Raw genomic sequence first — 20,830 nt, 5'->3', positions numbered from 1 at the left:
CACACTCTGCCCCCGGCGAGGGGGGGGTTCGGTGGGCATCCCCCCCCCCCCCCCCCCCCCCCCCCCCCCCCCCCCCCCCCAGGCCCGTGTTCAGGGTCAGCGGGACACCCGGTGGTCGTCCCCCCTCCTGACAAGGTTCCAGCTCCCGCTCACACAACCGTGCCCAGCCCGAGAAGTACCGCCGTGTCGGTGCGCGGCAAGCACACGGTGAGCGTTCCCTCGGTCGCGTCCCACTCCGCCGTGGCGTCGGCCGTGGTGGGCTGGAGCACCTCCGGGCGCAGTGCGACGCCCCGCAGGTGGGGAAGCGGGAGCGTACGGCTCGACGGGGCGTCGGCCCCCTCCCGTCGCCACACCGCGACGTACGTCGCGTCGCGCCCCCGCAGACCGTGGGCGATCCAGGCGTCCTCCCAGTCCGGCAGGCCCAGCGGCCAGAAGGGGCGGGCGTCGGCGATCTGCGGCCGGATGTCCTTGTACACGCGGATCGCCGACCGTACGAGGTCGAACTGCTCCTCGCTCATGCGGTCGAGGAAGCCCGAGAGATGGACACGGCCCAGCAGCGCGCCGGTGAGGGTGAAGGCGATCCGGTCGGTGCTGTGGTCGGGCTGGGGGTAGGCCCACACCGCGGCCTGCTCTGGGGCCACCGCGGTGGCGGCGGACGCGGCGATGGGCGGGTAGCGCAGGGGATCCTGCTGGTCGCTGGTGGACTGGAGCTGGGCTACGGCGAGTTGGGCGTAGTCCATGCGCAGACCGCCCGAGCCGCAGCTCTCCAGGACCAGGCCGGGATGCCGGTCGAGCAGGCCGGACATCCAGTCGAGGTGGGCGCGGTGATGGCCGAGCAGGCCGGCGCCGGGGCTCTCCGGGCCGTTCTCCGTGCCGGGGCCGATGTTGATGTTGTAGTCGAGCTTGAGGTACCCGACGCCCCACTCGCCGACCAGCCGGTCCACGACCGCGTCGAGGTGGGCCCGGGCGGCCGGGTGACGCAGGTCCAGGTGGTGGCGGCCGTGCTCCGTCACGCGCAGGCCGCCGCGCCGGAAGAACGCCTCAGGCGGCAGGGTGTGGGCCAACGGGCTGCGGACGCCCACGACTTCGGGCTCGAGCCACAGTCCCGGGACCATGCCGAGGTGCCGGATCGCGTCCAGCACCTCCTGGATGCCGCCGGGAAAACGCCCCCGGGCGGGCTCCCACGCTCCGACGGCGTCCCACCAGCCCTGCGCGTCGTCGTCGTACCACCCCGCGTCGATGACGAAGATCTCGGCGCCGGCCCTCGCCGCCGCGTCGACCAGCGGCAGCAGCTTCTCGGTGGTCGGGTCGCCCATCAGGGTGTTCATGTAGTCGTTGTAGATCACCGGCAGGGCACGGTGGTCGGGGTGGTCACGGCGGATCAGCCTGCGGTAGTCGGTGAGTTCACCGAAGGCCGCGTCGAGGCCGCCCGTCGCGCCGCGCACGAGGACGGCGGGAACGGTGCGGAAGTCCTCGCCGGGCGCGAGGGTGTGCTGCCACTGGTGGTGGGCGTCGTCGGGGCCGAACAGGGCGACATAGGCGGCGCCCTCACGTTCGCCGGTCTCGAAGCGCCAGCCCGCGCTGGACTCGATCTGCCACAGCCAGGTCCGCCCGGCACGGTCGGTGAGCGCCCCGATCGGCAGATGGCGGCCGGTGGACCAGCTTCCCTGCGAGAAGCGCTCGAAGCAGCCGCGTCCCTCGTGACCGTGCGCGAACCGGCTCAGTGGGACGACGTGGTCACGGAAGGGAGCCTGGCGCCAACGGCACTCTGCGAGCCAGTCGTTGTCCGCCCAGTGCAGGGTCAGTCCGTCGAGCCCGCCGCCCGCGTCGGTGATGCCGCCGACGATCAGGGTGCTCACGCTCTCCAGCCGCAGCGGTGCGCTGCCCTCGTTGACCAGCCGCACCCGCGAGCGCAGGAAACCGGCGTCCGGAGCCGTCTCCAGGACCACCTCGGCGGCCAGGCCGGTCTCGGGGTCCGCGAGTCTGATCGTCGTACGCTCCCCGCCCGCCTCCCGGACCGTCTCGTGGTCGCGGTAGGTCAGGCGCTCGCCGATCGCGGTCTCGATGAAGCGCTCCCCCGACCACAGGCGTCCGTGCCCGGTGGCGGTGACCTCGACGAGCGGCACCAGAGCGGCCGGGTCCTGACCGGACGCTCCCAGCCGGACCGATCCCGTGGCGTCCAGGACGGCGTGCAGCCCGAGTTCCGGGTGCGACCAGAGACGGGATCTCTCGAGTGTTCCGACGACTGCGGTCAACGCATTTTCCCCTTCCGGGATGGTTCGGTACTGCCACGGTCTCACCGGGCTGAGCTGGGAATTCGCGCTCGGCGGGGGAGAGTTGGCCGCATGGGCGGTTGTGTTTGAAAGGTAAATCCCCAGTTACGGTCTCTTGACGCCCGCGATGTGACCGCTCACAATCCTCGCATGCATGTGACCGGTCACACAAGCTTCGGCGGCCAGACCGCCCCCTCCCCGGGGCAGCGCAGGCCCGCCAGCATCCGCGATGTCGCGCAGGCGGCAGGCGTCTCCTACCAGACCGTTTCGAGGGTCATCAACGGCCGTCCGAACGTGAAGGAGGAGACCCGCGGACGTGTCGAAGCGGCTGTGCGAGCCCTGGGGTTCAGGCGCAACGCCACCGCGTTCGCCCTGGCCAGCGGGGTGACCCGAGCGGTCACGGTCCTCACCTCGAACACCGTCCTCCATGGCTACGCGGCCACCCTGCAGGGTCTGGAGGAGGAGTCCCGCGCCGCCGGGTACGCGCTCGGCGTGCGGGTGGTGACCCCGGAGGACGACCTGGACCGTACGGTCGCCGCGGCCGCCGACACCGGTGGCGGCCTGGTGGTCATCGGCTACGACCGTCTCGGCGCCGCCGTCCTGGACCGCGTACCGGCGCATGTGCCGTGCGCGGCCCTGGTGGAGGCACCGCCGCCCGGCCGGACCCCCGGCAGACCCGCCGTGTGGGCCGACGACCGGGAGGCGGCCCGGACCGCCACCGCGCACCTCCTCACGCTCGGGCACGCGACCGTGCACTACGTGGCGCTGCCCGCCTCGACCGGAGCCCGGGGCACGGCATCACCGCGCGCCGAGGGCTGGCGTCAGGCCCTCAAGGCGGCCGGTGTGGCCCCTCCCCCGCCGTCAGGGCGGGGCTGGGACGCACAGGCCGGATACGAGGCGGGCCGGAAGCTCGCCCGGGACCCGGCCGTCACCGCGATCCTGTGCGGCAACGACGACCTGGCCCTGGGTGTCCTGCGGGCCCTGCACCACGCGGGCCGGCGGGTCCCGGACGACGTCAGCGTCATCGGCTTCGACGACGCCCCGCACTCCGCCTTCCTCACCCCGTCCCTCAGCACGGTCCGCATGGACTTCCACGGCCTGGGCCGCGCCGCCTTCGGTCTGCTGCGGGCCCAACTCGACACCGACCGACAGGAGTCCGCGCACGTGCCGGCCGAACCCACCCTCGTGCACCGCGAGAGCGCCGGACCTCGCGGTTCCTGAACGGGTCGGCATCCGGCCTCCCTCCCGTCCCCTCCCCGACAGCCCCCGCTCTCCGCCGTACCCCCGCGGCTGCTGAACCCGACCGGCACCCGACCACCCACCCTCCGCCGCACCGCACGCCTCCCGACTCCGACCGGCACCCGGCCTCACGCCCCCGACAGTCACCCACCCTCCGCGGCACCGCACACCTCCCAACCCCGACCGGCACCCGGCCCCACGCCCCCGACAGTCACCCACCCTCCGCCGCACCGCATCGCACACCCACCGCGGCACCGCACCGTGATCTCCGCCGTACCGCCTCTCACCCTCACCCTCCGTACGACCAAGGATCCCGCCATGAGAAGAGCCGTCTCCGTCCTCGCCACCGCCTGTGTCATCGGGCTGACCGCCACCGCGTGCAGCGACAGCACCGCCGGCGGCAGCGGCGCCGCACCCACCGGGTCGGTCGACGCCACCGCCTCCCTGAAGGGCGTCAAGCTCACGATGTGGGTCGCCCAGAACAGCGTCTCCGAGCCCAAGCAGGCCATCGAGGCGTTCGAGAAGGCCACCGGGGCCAAGATCTCCACCGAGGTGATCCCCGACCCGTACGAGTCCAACGTGCCGACCAAGCTCGCCTCGGGCACCAAGCCGGACCTGATGTTCTGGCAGCCCACCGGCAGCACGCTGCCCTTCATCCAGCCGGCCCAGAACCTGCTCCAGCTCGACAAGGAGGACTGGGTCTCCAAGCTCGGCAAGACCGAGCAGAGCCTCGGCCAGGTCGACGGCCACCGCTACGCCGCCATCGTCACCAGCCCCGCGGTGCTCGGCGTCTACTACAACAAGGCGGTCTTCAAGAAGGCCGGCATCACGAAGATGCCCGCCGGCTACGACGAGATGCTCGCCGACGCGGCGACCATCAAGGCGAAGACGGGCGTGGCCCCCTTCTTCGAGGTCGGCGGCGACAAGTGGCCGCTGCAGTGGCAGGTGCAGCTCCAGATGACGGACTTGCCGCAGACGTTCTGGGACGACCTCAACAAGAACAAGGACTCCTGGACGAACAAGACCATCGTCGACGCCATCACCAAGTACAAGACGAAGGTCCTCGACGGCGGGCTCGCGCAGAAGAACTACAAGACCGCGACCTTCGTGGACCAGGGCAAGGCGATCATGGACGGCAGCGCCGCGATGGCCGTGAACGTGACCTCGCTCCAGTCCGAGATCCAGGCGACCTCCAGCACCGCGGAGATGGACGAGAAGCTGGGCTGGTTCCCGCTGTCCAACAGCGCCGCCAAGGCCGAGTACTCGCCCGACCAGACCAACGGCGTGGTCGCCTTCAACACCGGTGACGACAAGCGGCAGAACGCCGCCCGGCAGTTCCTGTCCTTCTGGCTCGGCAAGGACTACCCGGCCTACATCAAGGCCAACAAGCTCGTCTCGGTGCAGCCGTCCGTGCCCAACCCCGCCGGACTGCCGCAGACCGCCGTCGCCCAGGCCGAGGCGCTCTCCACCGCCACCGGTGTCTTCCAGGTCAAGGCGCTGACCGCCCCCGACATGCACCTCGCCCTCGCCGACATGATCTACGGCAAGAAGAGCCCGAAGCAGGTCGCCCAGGCCGCCGAGGACCAGTTCGACCAGGTCCTCAAGGCCCGCGGGGTCTCCGGCTTCTGACCGGCACCATCCCCTGGCGGGTGCCTTCGGGTCACTCCGGTGGCAGGAGGCCCGGCGGACGAGCTCCAACCGCTCGGGCGGACTGTGCTCCTCAGCCGCGTCGTCGCCGGCCGTCCCGGAGCAGAGGGCGTCTCGGCATCCTCCGCTCCGCGTCCGGGCGCACCGCACCCCGCTAGGCCCCGCCCGGCTCCGTCGCGGCGCCGGTCGGAGCGGACCCGGTCCCAGGACACCCTCAGCCAGCCCCGTCCCCGGGCCGCCCGTCGGCGGCGAGCCCGGGGCCCCGTACCGGAGGTTGAATCGTGGCGGACACAGCCACCCTCGGCGTCGGTGACGCCACGCGCACGCAGGAAACGGACCGGGCCGCGCGTCCCGGCCGGCGCGGGCGGTCCCGTCGCAGCGCCGGCCAGCCGTGGTGGTTCGCGGTGCCCGCGCTCGCCGTGTTCGGGGTGTTCTTCCTGCTGCCGAACCTGCTGAACTTCGTCTACCCGTTCACCGACTGGTCGGCGTTCCACCCGCAGATCGGCTTCGTGGGCTTCTCGAACTTCTCCACGATCCTGCACGACGGGTCGATGGTCCGCGACATCCGCATCACCCTGGAGTACGCGGTCCTCGTGGCCGTCTTCCAGAACGGCTTCGGTCTCGGGCTCGCGCTGCTCCTGGAGCGCGACACCCGCTTCAACCGCTTCTTCCGCGCGGTCTTCTTCCTGCCGGTGCTGATCTCCGCCCTGGCGGTGGGCTACATCTTCCGGGCCCTGCTCGCCCAGGACGGGGCGCTCAACAGCGTGCTGTCGTCGCTCGCGGGTCACCCCGTCGACACACCCTGGCTCGGCTCGACCACCTGGACGCTGGTCGTCGTCACGCTCATCCACGGCTGGAAGTGGATGGGCCTGGCCATGCTGATCTATCTGGCGGGGCTGAAGAGCATGCCCGGTGACGTGCTGGAGGCGGCCCGGATCGACGGGGCCGGTGGCTGGCGGACCTTCTGGTCGATCAGGTTCCCGCTGCTGGCACCGGCGGTGACGTTCAACGTGACCACCGCGCTGATCGGTTCCATGAACACCTTCGACATCGTCCAGGCCACCACCGCGGGCGGCCCGGGCAGCGAGACCGAGGTGTTCAACATCTACATGTTCCGCATCTTCGGTCAGGGGCTCTACGCACAGGCCTCCGCGATGAGCCTGGTGCTGTTCCTCATCGTCGTCGTCCTCGCCGTGCCCGTCATCGTCGGTCTGCGCCGCAGGGAGAACAACCAGTGACCACCGTCGGCGCGTTCGCGCCCGTCCACCGGCGCCCGTGGCGCCGGCTGCAGCCCGTCGTCGTGCTGCTGATCGCCGCCGTGACCATCGGCATCCCGCTGTGGCTGGTCGCGGTCACCTCGGTCAAGCCGCAGGGCGAGGCCGTCAAGCCCAACCTCTCCCTGCCCCATCACGCCCAGGCCGCCGCGAACTACCAGCAGACCTTCGACGAGGGCAAGATCGTCCAGGGCTTCGTCAACAGCCTTCTCGTGGTGGCCCCTTCGGTCGTCCTGGTCCTGCTCCTCGGGGCCGGTGCCGCCTGGGTGTTCGCCCGCCGCAAGGGGCGGCTGGTCAACGCCCTGTACGCGGTGAGCATCAGCGGACTACTGCTGCCGCCCGCGGTGATCACCATCGTGATGGAGCTGCGCCAGCTCGGCCTGGCCGGCACCCGGCCCGGCATGATCGGCGTCTACGCCGGGATGTACCTGTCCACCTCGATCTTCTTCATGACCGGGTTCATCCGCGCGCTCCCCGAGGAGCTGGAGGAGGCGGCGCGCATGGACGGGGCCGGTCCGGTGCGGGTCTTCTGGCGCATCATCCTGCCGCTGCTGCGGCCGGTCATCGCCACCGCGACGATCATGGTGATGCTGTTCGCCTGGAGCGACATCTTCTACGCCTTCTTCGTCCTCGGCGGAGGGGACAGGGCGACCCTGCCGCTCAACCTCTACCAGGTCGCCAGCGCCCAGCTGTACCTCAACAACTGGCATCTGATCTTCGCCTACGTCGTGATGATGAGCCTTCCCATGGTGCTCGTCTTCGTCATCGCCCAGCGCCGCATCGTCTCCGGCATCACCAGCGGCGCCGTCAAGTAACCCCACCCCGAAGCCGTCCGAGCCTCCCGCAACGGTGCGGGAGGAGGAGGTCCGTCATGCCCCGTACGTCAGCCATCCCCCCTACATCCGCCCTGCCCGGCAACCCCCGCAGAACGCGGCGCCTCGTCGGCCTCGTCGGCGCGGCCGCCGTGTCCGCACTCGTCGGCTCCTTCCTCGCCTCACCCGCCGCCGAGGCCGCCGCCCCCCAGCTCAAGGTCGATCTGGGCACCACCACCGGCGCGGTCATGCACGGCGCCAACGGCGCTCTGTACGGCCTCAGCGACGACGGTGTGCCCGGGGACAGCGTGGTCGCGCCCCTGCATCTGAGGACGATCGCCCAGAAGGCGCCGGACGGGGCCCAGCATCCCAACGGCGACGCGCTGGTCGTCCAGTCCCAGTACGCCCGCACGGGCGGCGGCGACAACCTGATCTACATGCAGGACGTCTACGCCAACTGGCCTTACGAGAACAACGGGTTGAGCGACTACCTGGCCAAGGTCGACACCATGGTCCGCAAGGTGGCGGCCCGTCCGGACGCCTCCGCGTTCGTGTGGGTGCCGTTCAACGAGCCGGACGGCAACTGGTACACCGGGCTCGGCAGTTCGGACGCCACGACCTACGCGAAGGCGCTGAGCAGCTTCGAGAGCGACTGGGCGACCGTCTACGACAAGATCAGGTCGATCATCCCGAACGCCCGGATCGCCGGCCCCAACGAGACCCACTACGACTCCCGGCTCATGGGCGATTTCTACCCGTGGGCCAAGGCGCACCACGTCCTGCCGGACATCACGACCTGGCACGAGCTGGACCCCGGTTCCCTGGCACACTTCGAGTCCACCCTCGCCGCCTACCGGACCCTCGAGACCAAGACGGGCATCAGCCCCCGGCCGGTCAACATCAACGAGTACGCCGACCGCCGCGACCTGTCCGTGCCGGGGCAGATGGTCCAGTGGATGTCGATGTTCGAGCGGAACAAGGTCGACGCCGACCTCGCGTACTGGGACATCGCCGGGAACCTGGACGACAACGTCGCCCAGACCAACATCCCGAACGGCAACTGGTGGCTGATGCGCTGGTACGCGGGCCTGAGCGGCAAGACCGCCAAGGTGACCCCGCCGCAGGCCAACACCACCGACACGCTCCAGGGCATCGCCTCCCTCGACACCGGCCGCAAGCAGGCCCAGGTGCTCCTCGGCGGCGGTACCTCCGGCGCGGCCGACACCGTCATCCAGCACATCCCGTCCTCCTTCGGCCGCAAGGTCAACGTCTCGGTCGAGCGCACCGCCTGGAGCGGCTACGAGGGCGGAGCGCCCGCGCCCAGGGTGCTCGCTCGCAGCACCTACAAGGTCGCCGCCGACGGCAGCATCACCGTGCCGCTGACCGGCCTCGACCCGATGTCGGCCTACCGCGTCACCGTCAACCCGGCCGGCAAGGACGCGCCCGCCCGGGCCTCCGTCCCCTGGTCGGCGTCGTACGAGGCCGAGAACGCCGCCATCACCGGCGGGACGGTCTACACCCAGGGCTCGGTGTCCAACGCCTACGGCTACGCCACCTCGGGCACCAAGGACGTCGGCAGCCTCAACCAGCCGACCAGCAAGGTCGCCTTCACGGTCGACGTCCCCGCCACGGGCACCTATGACCTCGACGTCTTCTACGGCAACCAGTCCGGCGCCCCGGCGACCCAGACCCTCACCGTGGACGGCGGCGCCGTCCAGACCGTCACCTACGGTCCGACCCTGAACTGGACCTACCGCGCCACGGCCCGCGCCTCGCTGTCACTGACCGCCGGCAGCCACACGATCGCCCTGGCCAAGGGCACGAACGAGGTCACCCTCGACAAGGTCGACCTGACCCCCGCCGCCACCGCCGACACCCTCTACCCGGCCGCCTACACCGACGTCACCGGCACGCCCGGCTACGGCTACTCCGCGTCCGGTATCACCGGCGCCGGTACCCTGACCCTGGACCGCGCGGACTCGGCGATCTTCGACGTGTACGCCCCGACCGACGGCTACTACACGGTCCGCACCGACTACTCCGCCAACGGCACCGGCACGCTCTCCCTGGACGGCGCCACCGCCGTGAAGCTGGCCTCCACCGGCGGCAAGGCCACCACCAGGACCGCACGGCTGTACCTGTCGGCGGGCAACAACCGCATCACCGCCGCCGCGCCGGGCACAGCCACGCTGACCCTGCGCGACCTCCGTGTCGCCGCGAGCGCCGACACCACGGGCGTGACCGCCTACCAGGCGGAGGACGCCACCCTCGCCGGGACCGCCGTCGTCACCTCGGACACCTGGGCCTCCGGCGGCAAGTACGTCGGCTACATCGGCAACGGCGCGGACAACACGCTCACCTTCAAGGTCGACGCGGCGAGCGCCGGGCGCTACGTCATGAACGTCCGCTACGCCAACAACCAGGTCGCCGGCTCCGGGAACTACAACACCAACGTGGTCTCCCGCGCGGCCCGGATCAGCGTCAACGGGACCGACCGGACGGTCATGTTCCGCAACAACTACAGCTGGAACAACTACTGGGACCTGCCGGTGCCGGTGACCCTCGCCGCGGGCACCAACACCGTCACCCTGTCCAACGCCACGGCGTACGCGCCCAACGTCGACCGGCTCACGGTCGCACCGCTCACCCGCTGACGGGTCGCTCACCGTGCGGGGCCCGGTGCCGGACACCGGGCCCCGCACGGCTGACCTGTTCGCATATGGTTCCGCCATGAGCAGCTACGGCACCGAGTTCGGGGGCGCGTCCGGCGGCGGGGTGCAGTCCGTCGACCGGGCTGTCACCGTGCTGGAGATCCTCGCCCAGCGCGGCGAGGCAGGCGTCAGTGAGGTCGCCGAGGCGATCGACGTCCACAAGTCCACCGCGTTCCGTCTGCTCGGCGCTCTGGAGGCGCACGGGATGGTCGAGCAGGAGGGCGAGCGCGGGAAGTACCGCCTCGGGTTCGGCATCGTGCGGCTGGCCGGCGCGGTCACCGGGCGCATCGACGTCACCAAGCACGGCCGCGGGATCTGCGAGCGCCTCGCCGACAAACTGGGCGAGACGATGAACATCGCGGTCCTGGAGTCCCACCATGTGATCAACCTCGACCAGGTGCGCGGCCGGTCCGCCATCACCGCGCAGAACTGGGTCGGCCGGCTGACGCCGATGCACTGCACGTCGAGCGGCAAGGTCCTGCTCGCCCATCTCACGGACGAGCGCCGGGGCGAGCTCGTCGCCACGGCCGGTCTCGAACGGATGACGGCCCGCACCCTGACCTCGCCGCAGACGCTGGAGGCGGAGCTGGTCCGGGTCCGTGAGCAGGGCTACGCCATGACGGTGGAGGAGTACGAGGAGGGCCTCAACGCCATGGCGGCGCCGGTGCGTTCGGGCGAGGGCAAGGTCGTCGCCGCCCTCACCGCCTCGGGTCCCGCCTTCCGCCTCACCGAGGAGCGGATGCACGAGCTGGCACCGGTGCTGGTGGCGGGCGCCGACGAACTCAGCCGCCGCCTCGGCTACGTGGGCTGACGCCCGCTCATCCCCGGAGCCGGGACATCGCCGGGTCGAACAGCGGCTCCTCGGCCACGACCGCCTCCACGCGCCGGTCGAAGTAGCCGATGTGCAGCGCCCGGCCGGCCACCGCGAGCTCCGCCGGCAGCCAGGCGTAGGCGATGCCCTTGCCGATCGTGTGCCCGAAGGCAGCGCTGGTGACGTAGCCGACCGCGCGCTGCCCGTCGTACACCGGCTCCTTGCCCATGACGACGGACCGCGGGTCCTCGATGGTCAGGCAGGCCAGCTTCCGCCGTACGTCGGCCCTGCGGCGCTCCAGTGCCGCCTTGCCGACGAAGTCCTCCTTGTCGGCCTTGACGGCGAAGCCGACCCCGGCCTCGTAGGGGTCGTGCTCGTAGGTCATGTCGGTGCCGAAGGAGCGGTACCCCTTCTCCAGGCGGAGGGTGTTGAAGGCGCCCCGGCCGGCGGCGATCCCGCCCAGTGGCCGGGCCGCCCGCCACAGCGTGTCCCACAGCTTCTGGCCGAGGTCGGCCGTGGTGTACAGCTCCCAGCCGAGCTCGCCGACGTACGACAGGCGCATGGCCGTCACCGGGACGGACCCGATGTGGGCGCGCTTGGCGCGGAAGTACTTGAGGCCGGTCGCCGAGAAGTCCTCGTCCGTGAGCGGCTGGAGGACGTCCCGGGCGAGCGGTCCCCACAGGCCGATGCAGCAGGTGCCGGGGGTGATGTCGCGGACCTGGACGGTGCCGTCGGCGGGCAGGTGACGGGTGAACCAGTCGAGGTCGAGGTTGCCGTTGGCGCCGACCTGGAAGAGGTCGGGGGCCAGCCGCGCCACGGTGATGTCGCTGCGGATGCCTCCGTCGTGGTCCAACAGCAGGGTGTACGTCACCGAGCCGACGGACTTGGCGACCTTGCCGGTGCACAGCCGCTCCAGGAAGTCGGCCGCTCCCCGCCCGCTCACCTCCAGGCGCTTGAGGGCCGTCATGTCGTACATGGCGACGGTCTCGCGGGTGGTCTGGGCCTCGGCACCGACGACGGGCGACCAGTACCGCGCGGCCCAGTCGTCGGGAGTGACGATCGAACGTCCTTCCACCAGGTGTGCGTTGGCCTCGTACCAGTGCGGCCGTTCCCAGCCGTTCGCCTCCAGGAAGAAGGCGCCCAGCTCCTGCTGGCGGGCGTGGAAGGGGCTGGTGCGGATCGGGCGGGGATCACCGGAGGGCTGGAGGGGATGGAGGATGTCGTAGACCTCGACGAAGTTCTGGCAGTCGCGGGCCAGGACGTACTCCGGGGCGAGCTGGTGCGGCTCGAAGCGGTTGACGTCGCACTCGTGGAGGTCGAAGGAGGAGCAGTGGCCGTCGACCAGCCACTCGGCGACCGCCCGGCCGACGCCGGCGGAGTGGGTGACCCAGACGGCCTCGGCGACCCAGAAGCCCTTGACGTCCGGGGACTCGCCGAGGAGGGGCAGGCCGTCGGTGGTGAAGGAGAACAGGCCGTTGACGGCCTCCTCGATCTTTGCCTCGCGGGTGGCGGGCAGCAGTGACTGCGTCTCGGTCCAGGCGTCCGCGAAGTCGTCCTCGGTGAACTTCAGGACCGACGGCATCCCGTCGGCCTCGTCGACGGAGAGGATCTCGTCGGCGGTGATGGGCATGGGGCGGTGGCCGTAGTAGCCGATGCCGAGGGTGTCGTGGCGGTCGCGGTAGTAGAGGTCGGCGTCCTGGTGGCGCAGGATCGGGCGCACCGCCTCCTCGGTCTGGCCGGCGAGCGCCGGGACCGGGCCGGTCCAGGCGAGCTGGTGGGCGAGCGGGGTGAGCGGGAGGTTCATGCCGGCCATGCGGGCGATCTTCGGACCCCAGATGCCGGCGCAGCACACGACGATGTCGGCCTGTAGATCGCCCTGGTCGGTGCGGACACCCGTCACCTCGCCGTCGGCCTGGAGGACGTCGAGGACCTCGTGGCGGGCCAGGAAGGTCACTCCGCGCTCGGTGGCCCGGCGGATCTGCGCCTCGACGGCGAGGACGGCCTTGGCGAGGCCGTCGGTGGGGATGTGGAGGCCGGCGAGGACCCGGTCGCGGGTGACCAGGGGGTGCAGGTCGACGCACTCGTCGGCGGTCACGATCCGCGACTCCACGCCCCAGGAGGTGAGCCAGCCCTGTCGGCGGTGGAGTTCGGTGACGCGTTCCGGGGTGGTCGCCACCTCCAGGCCGCCGACCTGGAGGAAACAGGGCTGTCCGTCCACGTCGAGGGAGCTGAACTTCTCGACGGTGTAGCGGGCCAACTCGGTCATGGTCTTGGAGGAGTTGGCCTGGAAGACCAGGCCCGGGGCGTGCGAGGAGGATCCGCCGGTGGCCGGGAGGGGGCCCTGGTCGACCACGGTCACCTCGGTCCAGCCGCGCGCGGAGATCTCGTCGGCCAGTGCCGCGCCGACGACGCCCGCTCCGATGATGACCACTCGGGGTCCCGCCATCGCCGCACCTCCGGTTAAGTTGCTTTGTACGCAACACGATTCAGGCTGCGCAACTCAATGTGCCTGCCGTTCAGGTGGGTGTCAAGAGGGCTGTGACCTCGTGGAAAGACCTCGAAAAACGGCAATGCCCGGTGGGCGGTGCGCACAGTGCGCACCGCCCACCGGGCACCGTGAGCGCCCTACTTGATCCAGGCGTCGACCTTGGCGCGGTTGGCGTCGACCCACTTCTTGGCCGCCGCGTCCGGCGTCATCTTGTCCACCGCGATGTACTTGGCCACGGTGTTCTGGTCGTCGTTGGTCCAGTTGAACTTCTTCACCAGGTCGTAGGCGGGGCTGCCCGACTTGGCGAACTTCGCGCTGACGATCTTGTCGAGGTCGTAGACCGGGTAGTCGCAGGCGACCTTGGCCGCATCGGCGTCGCAGCCCGTCTTGTACGCGGGCAGGTCGACCTTGACCAGCGGCACCTCGGACAGGAACCACTGCGGCTCGTAGAAGTAGCCGATCACCCACTGCTTCTTCTTCTCGGCGTTGCGGTACGCCTGGATCAGCGCGGTCTCGCTGCCCGCGTACACCACCTTGAAGTCGAGCTTCAGGTTCTTCACCAGCGCCTCGTCGTTGGTGACGTACGACGGGTCGCCGTCCAGGAGCTGGCCCTTGCCGCCGGACTCCGAGGTCTTGAACTCGGCGGCGTACTTGTTGAGGCTCTTCCAGTCGGTGATGTCCGGGTGGGCCTTTGCCAGCCACGGCGGCACGTACCAGCCGATGATGCCCTTGTTGCCGGTCGAGCCGGCCTCCACGGCGGTCTTCTGCTGGGTGATGTACTTCTTCTTCAGGTCGTCGTGGCCCCAGTTCTCCAGGACGGCGTCCACCTCGCCGGTCCCGAAGCCCTGCCAGGCGATCTCCTCCTTGAGGTCCTTCTTGGTGACCTTGCATTTCAGGTCGTGCTCGGCGACGTACGCGACGACCGCCGCGTCGGCCTCGTAGCCCACCCACGGGTTGACCGCGAGGTTGAAGGTGCCGCACTTGCCGGAGCTGCCCGAACCGCCGGCCTCCGAGGAGTCACCGACCTTCGCGCCGCCGCAGGCCGTGAGGGTGAGGCCGAGGACGGCCAGGCCGGCCGCGCCGGCTCGCCAGTGTCTTGCCATCGTGTCGTGCTCCTCAGTTACTGGTGCGGCGAGCCGCTGCTTGAGTGATCCGGTCGAACATGACGCCGAGCAGGACGATGGCGAGTCCGGCCGCCAGGCCCTTGCCGTACAGCTGTCCCTGCGAGAAGCCGGCTACCACGTCGTAGCCGAGGGCCCCGGCGCCGACCAGGCCGCCGACGACGACCATCGACAGCACGTAGATCAGGCCCTGGTTGGTCGCGAGCGTCAGGGCGCTGCGGGCCATCGGCAGCTGGACCTTGGTGATGATCTGCCAGGTGTTGCACCCGGTGGAGGTGGCCGCCTCGACGGTGGCCGCGGGCACGGTCCGCACCCCGTCGGCGATGATCTTGATGGCGACCGGTGCCGCGTAGACGATCGCGGCGACGATGGCCGTGAACCGGGTCGCGCCGAACAGGGCGAGGAACGGCACGAGGTAGACGAACGGCGGCATGACCTGGGCCGCGTCGAGGGTGGGCCGCACCAGCCGGTCCACCAGCGCGCTGCGGCCCATCCACACCCCGACGACCATGCCGAGCAGCATGACGAGCACGGTGGCCACGACCGTCGAGGCCAGGGTCGTCATGCCGTCCGACCACACGCCGGTGGCGACCAGGAGTCCCACGCACACGGCGGTGGTGACGCCGGCGCGCCAGCCGCCGAGCACCACGGCGATCCCGATGAGGGCGGCGCCGACGAGCCACCACGGGGAGTCGGTCAGCAGCGTCTGGAACGGGTTGAGCAGGCTGTTCGTGATGACATCGCGGAAGCCGTTGGTGAGCCCCGACAGGTTGTCCTGCGCCCAGGTGGTCACGTCGTCGGCCGCTTTGGCGATGTTGCTGCCGGTGGTGCCGTCGCCGGGGAACTCGGCCGCCCACACGTAGGTGTGCGACAGATACACGAGTACGGCCGCCACCACTCCCCCGGCGGCGAGCAGGTGCCGCCGCCACTTGAGGAGCGGGTTGCCGGAGCGCCGGGCGGCCTCCGCGCGTCCGCTCGCCGCGGTGGTGACCCGGTCCAGGACGATCGCCATGACGACGATGGCGAGGCCCGCGTTGAAGGCCGTACCGACGTCGAGGGACTGCAGGGCCTGGACCACGGTCTTGCCGAGCCCGGGCGCGTCGATCAGGGCCGCGATGGTCACCATGGCCAGGGCGGCCATGATGGTCTGGTTGACGCCCATCACCACGGTCCGCTTGGACATCGGCAGCAGCACCTTGAGCAGGGACTGTCTGCGGGTGGCCCCCATGGAGGCGGCGGCCTCGACCGTCGTCGCGGGCACGGAACGGATGGCGTGCGCGGTGATGCGGATGGCCGGCGGTGCCGCGTAGATGACGGTGGCGATGGTCGCGGAGGCCCCGCCGATCAGGAAGAACAGGGTCAGCGGCGCCAGGTAGACGAAGGTCGGCATCGTCTGCATGAAGTCCAGGAAGGGGGTGACGATCCGGTTGACCCGCTCGGACAGACCCGCCCACACGCCCAGCGGAAGGGCGAACAGCAGCGCCACCAGGACCGCGGAGAGCGTCAGGGCCAGGGTGTCCATGCTCTCCTGCCACAGGCCCTGGAGCCCGAGGAAGGTGAAGCCGGCCACGGCCAGCAGCGCGACCCGCCAGTTGGCCACCGCCCAGGAGACATAGCCGGCGAGGCCGACGACTCCGAGCCAGCCGATCTGCGGGAGCGGCCGGTCGCCGGACGGCTGGGAGATCAGGTCCTGCACGAAGGTCACCAGGTTGTCGATGACCAGCCGGATCTCGTTGAAGCCGTACAGGAAGAGCGGGTTGGAGTTGCGGTTGGCGCCGATGGAGTCGTTGACGTCGTTGAGCCAGCGGTGCAGATCGGTGAGGTCGGCCGCGGCCAGCGACAGGGTCTGCTTTCCGCGCAGTACGGCGAACAGGACGAGCCAGACGACCAGGATCGCGCCGACCACCATGGACCGGCTGACCCGGCGTACGGGGGTGGCGGGCGGAGGCGGTTCGGCCTGCTTCGTCTGCCCCGGTTTCCCGGGTTTCTCGATGGCGACGGTCATCACGCGTCGCCTTCCTGCCCGGCGACCACCGCGAGGATCTCCTCGTCACCGACGATGCCGATCAGCTTGCCGTTCTCGACGACCTTGACGGGCCTGTCGGCCGCGAGGACGGCCCGGGTGGCCTCCTTCACCACGACGTCCGGGCCCAACTCGGGTCCGTCCAGGGGGTCTTCGGGAGTGACCGGACGCATGATCCAGCGCAGGGTCAGTACATCGCCGCGCGGCACGTCCTTGACGAAGTCGCGTACGTAGTCGTCGGCGGGGGCGCCCACGAGTTCGTCGCCGGTGCCGCACTGGACTGTCTTTCCGTCCCGCATGATGAGGATGCGGTCGCCGAGCTTCAGCGCCTCGGAGAGGTCGTGGGTGATGAACACCATCGTCTTGCCGACCTCGTGGTGCAGACGGATGACCTCGCTCTGCATGTCCCGGCGGATCAGCGGGTCGAGCGCCGAGAACGGCTCGTCAAAGAGGAGGACGTCCGGATCCCCGGCCAACGCCCTTGCCAGGCCCACGCGTTGCTGCATTCCACCGGAGAGCTGGTCGGGGTAGGAGTTCTCGTACCCCGACAGGCCCACGAGTTCGACGACCTCCAGCGCCCGCCTGGTGCGCTCGGCCCGGCCCAGGCCGCGGATCTCGAGCCCGAACGCCACATTGTCGACGACGCGGCGGTGGGGCAGCAGACCGAAGTGCTGGAAGACCATGGAGAACTTGCTGCGCCGCAGTTCGCGCAGCCGCCGCTCGTCGGCGTCCCGGATGTCCTCGCCCTCGAAGACGATCTCTCCGGCGGTGGGCTCGATCAGCCGGGTCAGACAGCGCACCAGGGTGGACTTGCCGGAGCCGGACAGCCCCATGACGACGAAGACCTCTCCGGGCGCGACGTCGAAGCTCACGTCCCGCACGGCGGCGGTGCAGCCGGTGCGGTCCATGAGTTCGCGGCGGGTGAGCCCGCGCAGCTCCTCGGAATCCGGTACCTGGTCCGCCTTCGGCCCGAACACCTTCCACAGCCCGCGTACGGATATGACGGGCGTGGGCGCCGCGTCCTCGGGGGTGCCGCGGCGCGGCGGCACCTCGGTCTGGGTTGGGGTCATGGTCGACCTCTTCTCGGCGTTCAGCCGCGGAACCAGTGCTGCGGCCGGGGTTGGATGTTCTGCCAGATGTGCTTGGGCTCGCGGTACTCGTCCAGGCCGGTCGGTCCCAGTTCCCGGCCCACACCGGAGTGCCCGAAGCCACCCCATTCGGCCTGTGGCACATAGGGGTGGTAGTCGTTGATCCACACGGTGCCGTGCCGCAGCCGGCGGGCGACCCGCTGGGCCTTCCCGGCGTCCTGGGTCCAGACGGCACCAGCGAGGCCGTACTCGGTGTCGTTGGCGATGCGTACGGCGTCGTCCTCACCGGAGAAGCGCTCCACGGTCAGCACCGGCCCGAAGGACTCCTCGTGCACCACCCGCATGTCCTGCCGGCACTCGTCGAGCACGGTGGGCGGGTAGTAGTGGCCGTTCGCGAGGGCGGGGTCGTCGGGACGCTCACCACCGCAGCGCAGGACGGCACCTTCGGCGAGCCCGGAGGCGACGTACGCCTCGACCTTCTCCAGGTGCTGCGCCGAGATCAGCGCCCCGGTCTCGGCCTCGGGGTCGAAGGGCCCGCCGAGGCGGATCTGCCGGGCCCGGCGGACCACCTCGTCGACGAACCGGTCGTGCAGCGAGTCCTCGACGATCAGCCGGGCACCGGCCGAGCAGACCTGCCCCGAATGCAGGAAGACGGCCGTGAGCGCGAAGTCCACGGCCGTCTCGAAGTCGGCGTCGGCGAAGACGACATTGGGATTCTTGCCGCCGAGTTCCAGCGCGACCTTCTTCACGCCGGCGGCTGCCGTCGCCATGATCCGTTTGCCGGTCTCCACGCCTCCGGTGAAGGAGACCATGTCGACCCGGGGATCCTCCGAGAGCGGCGCCCCCACCTCGGGCCCGGTGCCGAGGACGAGGTTGGCCGCACCGACGGGGAGTCCGGCCTCCTCCAGTGCCCGCATCAGCAGGACCGCGGTGGAGGGGGTGAGCTCACTGGGCTTGAGGACGATGGTGTTGCCGGCGAGAAGGGCCGGGGCCACCTTCCAACTCGCTTGCAGAAGTGGGTAGTTCCACGGTGTGATCAGACCGCACACCCCGATCGGCTCGTACACCACGCGGCTGACGGCGTCGTCCCGGCCGGTGTCGATCACGCGGCCGGCGTCGGTGCCGCCGAGCCCGCCGTAGTAGCGCAGACAGGAGACGACGTCGGCGATGTCGTACTCGCTCTCGACCAGACGCTTGCCGGTGTCCAGCGACTCGGCGCGGGCGAACTCCTTGGCGTCGCGCTCGATCAGGTCGGCGGTGCGCAGCAGCAGGGCGCCCCGCTCTCGCTCGGGGGTGCGCGGCCAGGGCCCTTCGTCGAAGGCCCGGCGGGCGGCCGCGACGGCCGCTTCGGTGTCGGCACGGGTGCCTTCCGACACAGTCGCGGAAAGCGTGCCGTCGGCGGGACAGCGGATCTCCCGACGGCCTCCGGCCACCGGTTCCCGCCACTTCCCGTCCACATACAGGTCTGCCACGTCGGGAGCCCTTCGAGCGAATCTCGTTGCGCATCGCGCACCGCATTGCTTGTGGTGGAACACTCTGGAGAATGCGTGAACCCACGTCAAGGGGTTGGGGGATGACGGTTTGGGCACGCGGGCGCCTTGCGCGCACCCCGGAGACAGCTGGTTTCCAGGACAAGCGGCCCCGCGAAAATACTGCGTTACCCCGCCTGCGTCCGGGAGTCCCGGTGCCGGTAGTAGACGGCTTCAGAAGGCGCCAGCGGCTCCTTGCCGAGGATGAGGTCGGCCGCCTTCTCCGCGATCATCATCACCGGCGCGTAGATGTTTCCGTTGGTGACATAGGGCATCACCGACGCGTCGACGACCCGCAGCCCCTCGACCCCGTGCACGCGCAGGCTGGCGGGGTCCACGACGGCCATCTCGTCGGTGCCCATCTTGCAGGTGCAGGAGGGGTGCAGGGCGGTCTCGCCGTCCTTGGCGACCCAGGCGAGGATCTCCTCGTCGGTCTCGACGGACGGGCCGGGCGAGATCTCCCCACCGTTGTAGGGAGCCAGGGCGGGCTGGTTGAGCAGCCTGCGCGCGACGCGGATCGCCTCGACCCACTCACGGCGGTCCTGCTCGGTGGACAGGTAGTTGAAGCGCAGCGCCGGGTGCTCCTGCGGATCCCTGCTCCTGATCTTCACCGAGCCGAGGGCGTCGGAGTACATGGGCCCCACGTGCACCTGGTAGCCGTGTCCGCCGGCGGGCACGGAGCCGTCGTAGCGGACCGCGATGGGCAGGAAGTGGAACATCAGGTTGGGGTAGTCCACGTCGTCGTTGCTGCGGGCGAACCCGCCGGCCTCGAAGTGGTTGGTCGCGGCGGGGCCCTTGCGGAAGAGCCATTGCAGGCCGATGAAGGGGGCGCGCCACTTCGCGAGGTACGGCTGCATGGAGACGGGCTGCTTGCAGGCGTACTGGATGTACACCTCCAGGTGGTCCTGCATGTTCTCGCCGACGCCCGGCAGGTCGTGCACGACGTCGATGCCGAGGGCGCGCAGTTCCCCGGCGTTGCCGACGCCGGAGAGCTGCAGCAACTGCGGGGAGTTGATCGCGCCGCCGCAGAGGATGACCTCCTTGGCGCGCACCTGCTGCAGCGCGCCCTTGCCGCGCCGGTACTCGACCCCGACGGCCCGCTTGCCCTCGAACAGGACGCGGGTGACGAGGGCGCGGGTCTTGACCGTGAGGTTGGGGCGTCTGCGGGCGGGCTTCAGATAGGCCTTCGAGCCCGACAGGCGGCGCCCGCGGTGGACGTTGCGGTCGAACTTGGCGAAGCCCTCCTGCCGGTAGCCGTTGACGTCGTCGGTCGGCGCGTACCCCGCCTCCTCGGTGGCCTTGAGGAAGGCGCCGAAGAGCGGGTTGGCGGCCGGGCCGCGCTCCAGGACGAGCGGGCCGTCGTGGCCGCGGAACTCGTCGTCGGGGTCGGCCGCGAGGCAGTTCTCCATACGCTTGAAGTACGGCAGACAGTGCGCGTAGTCCCAGCTCTCCATGCCGGGATCGGCGGCCCAGCGCTCGTAGTCCATGGGGTTGCCGCGCTGGAAGATCATGCCGTTGATGCTGCTGGAGCCGCCCAGCACCTTGCCGCGGGCGTGGTAGACGCGCCGGCCGCCCATGTGGGGCTCGGGTTCCGACTCGTACTTCCAGTCGTAGAAGCGGCTGCCGATCGGGTAGGTCAGCGCCGCGGGCATGTGGATGAAGACGTCCCACGGGTAGTCGGGCCGGCCGGCCTCCAGGACCAGCACGCGGTTGCCGGGGTCGGCGGAGAGCCGGTTGGCCAGTGCGCTGCCGGCCGATCCACCACCGACGATGACGAAGTCGTACTGCTGAGGAGCCATGGTGCCTCGTCTCGC

Annotated in this window: 13 protein-coding genes; 6 read left to right on the top strand and 7 right to left on the bottom strand. The window is 70.4% G+C overall.

Annotated features, from left to right (window positions below; all coding sequences use genetic code 11):
• Window positions 1–149: 149 nt before the first annotated feature.
• Window positions 150–2,255: a glycoside hydrolase family 36 protein gene (locus ACZ39I_RS17650; RefSeq protein WP_467245274.1), complete on the bottom strand. Its 2,106-nt coding sequence runs from the start codon at window positions 2,253–2,255 to the stop codon at window positions 150–152.
• Window positions 2,256–2,423: 168 nt separating this feature from the next.
• On the opposite strand from ACZ39I_RS17650, the gene ACZ39I_RS17645 reads away from it, so the two are divergent.
• The 6 genes from ACZ39I_RS17645 (at window position 2,424) to ACZ39I_RS17620 (ending at window position 10,767) form a co-directional block, all read left to right on the top strand.
• Entirely contained in the window at window positions 2,424–3,494 is a 1,071-nt protein-coding gene (locus tag ACZ39I_RS17645; RefSeq protein ID WP_467245273.1) for a LacI family DNA-binding transcriptional regulator, read from the top strand.
• A gap of 336 nt (window positions 3,495–3,830) precedes the next feature.
• The gene (locus ACZ39I_RS17640) at window positions 3,831–5,141 is read left to right on the top strand and encodes an ABC transporter substrate-binding protein (protein ID WP_467245272.1); all 1,311 of its coding nucleotides are present in this window, start codon (window positions 3,831–3,833) and stop codon (window positions 5,139–5,141) included.
• Between the two features lie 299 nt (window positions 5,142–5,440).
• Window positions 5,441–6,397, top strand: coding sequence for a carbohydrate ABC transporter permease (locus ACZ39I_RS17635; RefSeq protein ID WP_451471860.1), 957 nt, complete (start codon window positions 5,441–5,443; stop codon window positions 6,395–6,397).
• Window positions 6,394–7,248: a carbohydrate ABC transporter permease gene (locus tag ACZ39I_RS17630; RefSeq protein ID WP_467245271.1), complete on the top strand. Its 855-nt coding sequence runs from the start codon at window positions 6,394–6,396 to the stop codon at window positions 7,246–7,248. Before ACZ39I_RS17635 ends, ACZ39I_RS17630 begins: the two co-directional genes overlap by 4 nt.
• Before the next feature lie 56 nt (window positions 7,249–7,304).
• Window positions 7,305–9,899 (top strand): CBM35 domain-containing protein, encoded by a 2,595-nt coding sequence (locus ACZ39I_RS17625; RefSeq protein ID WP_467245270.1) that lies wholly within the window; start codon window positions 7,305–7,307, stop codon window positions 9,897–9,899.
• A 76-nt stretch (window positions 9,900–9,975) separates the two neighbouring features.
• Window positions 9,976–10,767 (top strand): IclR family transcriptional regulator, encoded by a 792-nt coding sequence (locus tag ACZ39I_RS17620; RefSeq protein ID WP_467245269.1) that lies wholly within the window; start codon window positions 9,976–9,978, stop codon window positions 10,765–10,767.
• A gap of 7 nt (window positions 10,768–10,774) precedes the next feature.
• On the opposite strand, the gene ACZ39I_RS17615 is transcribed toward ACZ39I_RS17620, so the two are convergent.
• The 6 genes from ACZ39I_RS17615 to betA all read right to left on the bottom strand — a co-directional run bounded on the left by ACZ39I_RS17615 (window position 10,775) and on the right by betA (window position 20,815).
• Window positions 10,775–13,213 (bottom strand): GcvT family protein, encoded by a 2,439-nt coding sequence (locus ACZ39I_RS17615; RefSeq protein WP_467245268.1) that lies wholly within the window; start codon window positions 13,211–13,213, stop codon window positions 10,775–10,777.
• A gap of 179 nt (window positions 13,214–13,392) precedes the next feature.
• Window positions 13,393–14,358, bottom strand: a complete 966-nt coding sequence (locus ACZ39I_RS17610) for an ABC transporter substrate-binding protein (protein ID WP_467245267.1) — start codon at window positions 14,356–14,358, stop codon at window positions 13,393–13,395.
• Window positions 14,359–14,371: 13 nt separating this feature from the next.
• The gene (locus tag ACZ39I_RS17605) at window positions 14,372–16,381 is read right to left on the bottom strand and encodes an ABC transporter permease (protein ID WP_467245266.1); all 2,010 of its coding nucleotides are present in this window, start codon (window positions 16,379–16,381) and stop codon (window positions 14,372–14,374) included.
• Window positions 16,381–17,469 (bottom strand): quaternary amine ABC transporter ATP-binding protein, encoded by a 1,089-nt coding sequence (locus ACZ39I_RS17600; protein WP_467245265.1) that lies wholly within the window; start codon window positions 17,467–17,469, stop codon window positions 16,381–16,383. Before ACZ39I_RS17600 ends, ACZ39I_RS17605 begins: the two co-directional genes overlap by 1 nt.
• Before the next feature lie 20 nt (window positions 17,470–17,489).
• Window positions 17,490–18,959, bottom strand: a complete 1,470-nt coding sequence (locus tag ACZ39I_RS17595) for an aldehyde dehydrogenase family protein (RefSeq protein ID WP_467245264.1) — start codon at window positions 18,957–18,959, stop codon at window positions 17,490–17,492.
• Window positions 18,960–19,144: 185 nt separating this feature from the next.
• Window positions 19,145–20,815 (bottom strand): choline dehydrogenase, encoded by a 1,671-nt coding sequence (gene betA / locus ACZ39I_RS17590; protein WP_467245263.1) that lies wholly within the window; start codon window positions 20,813–20,815, stop codon window positions 19,145–19,147.
• Window positions 20,816–20,830 lie beyond the last annotated feature (15 nt).

The sequence above is a fragment of the Streptomyces sp. NPDC024687 genome, from assembly GCF_055559055.1.
Note: the sequence above shows the minus strand (reverse complement) of the source record. Positions and strands in the feature narration are given on the sequence as shown.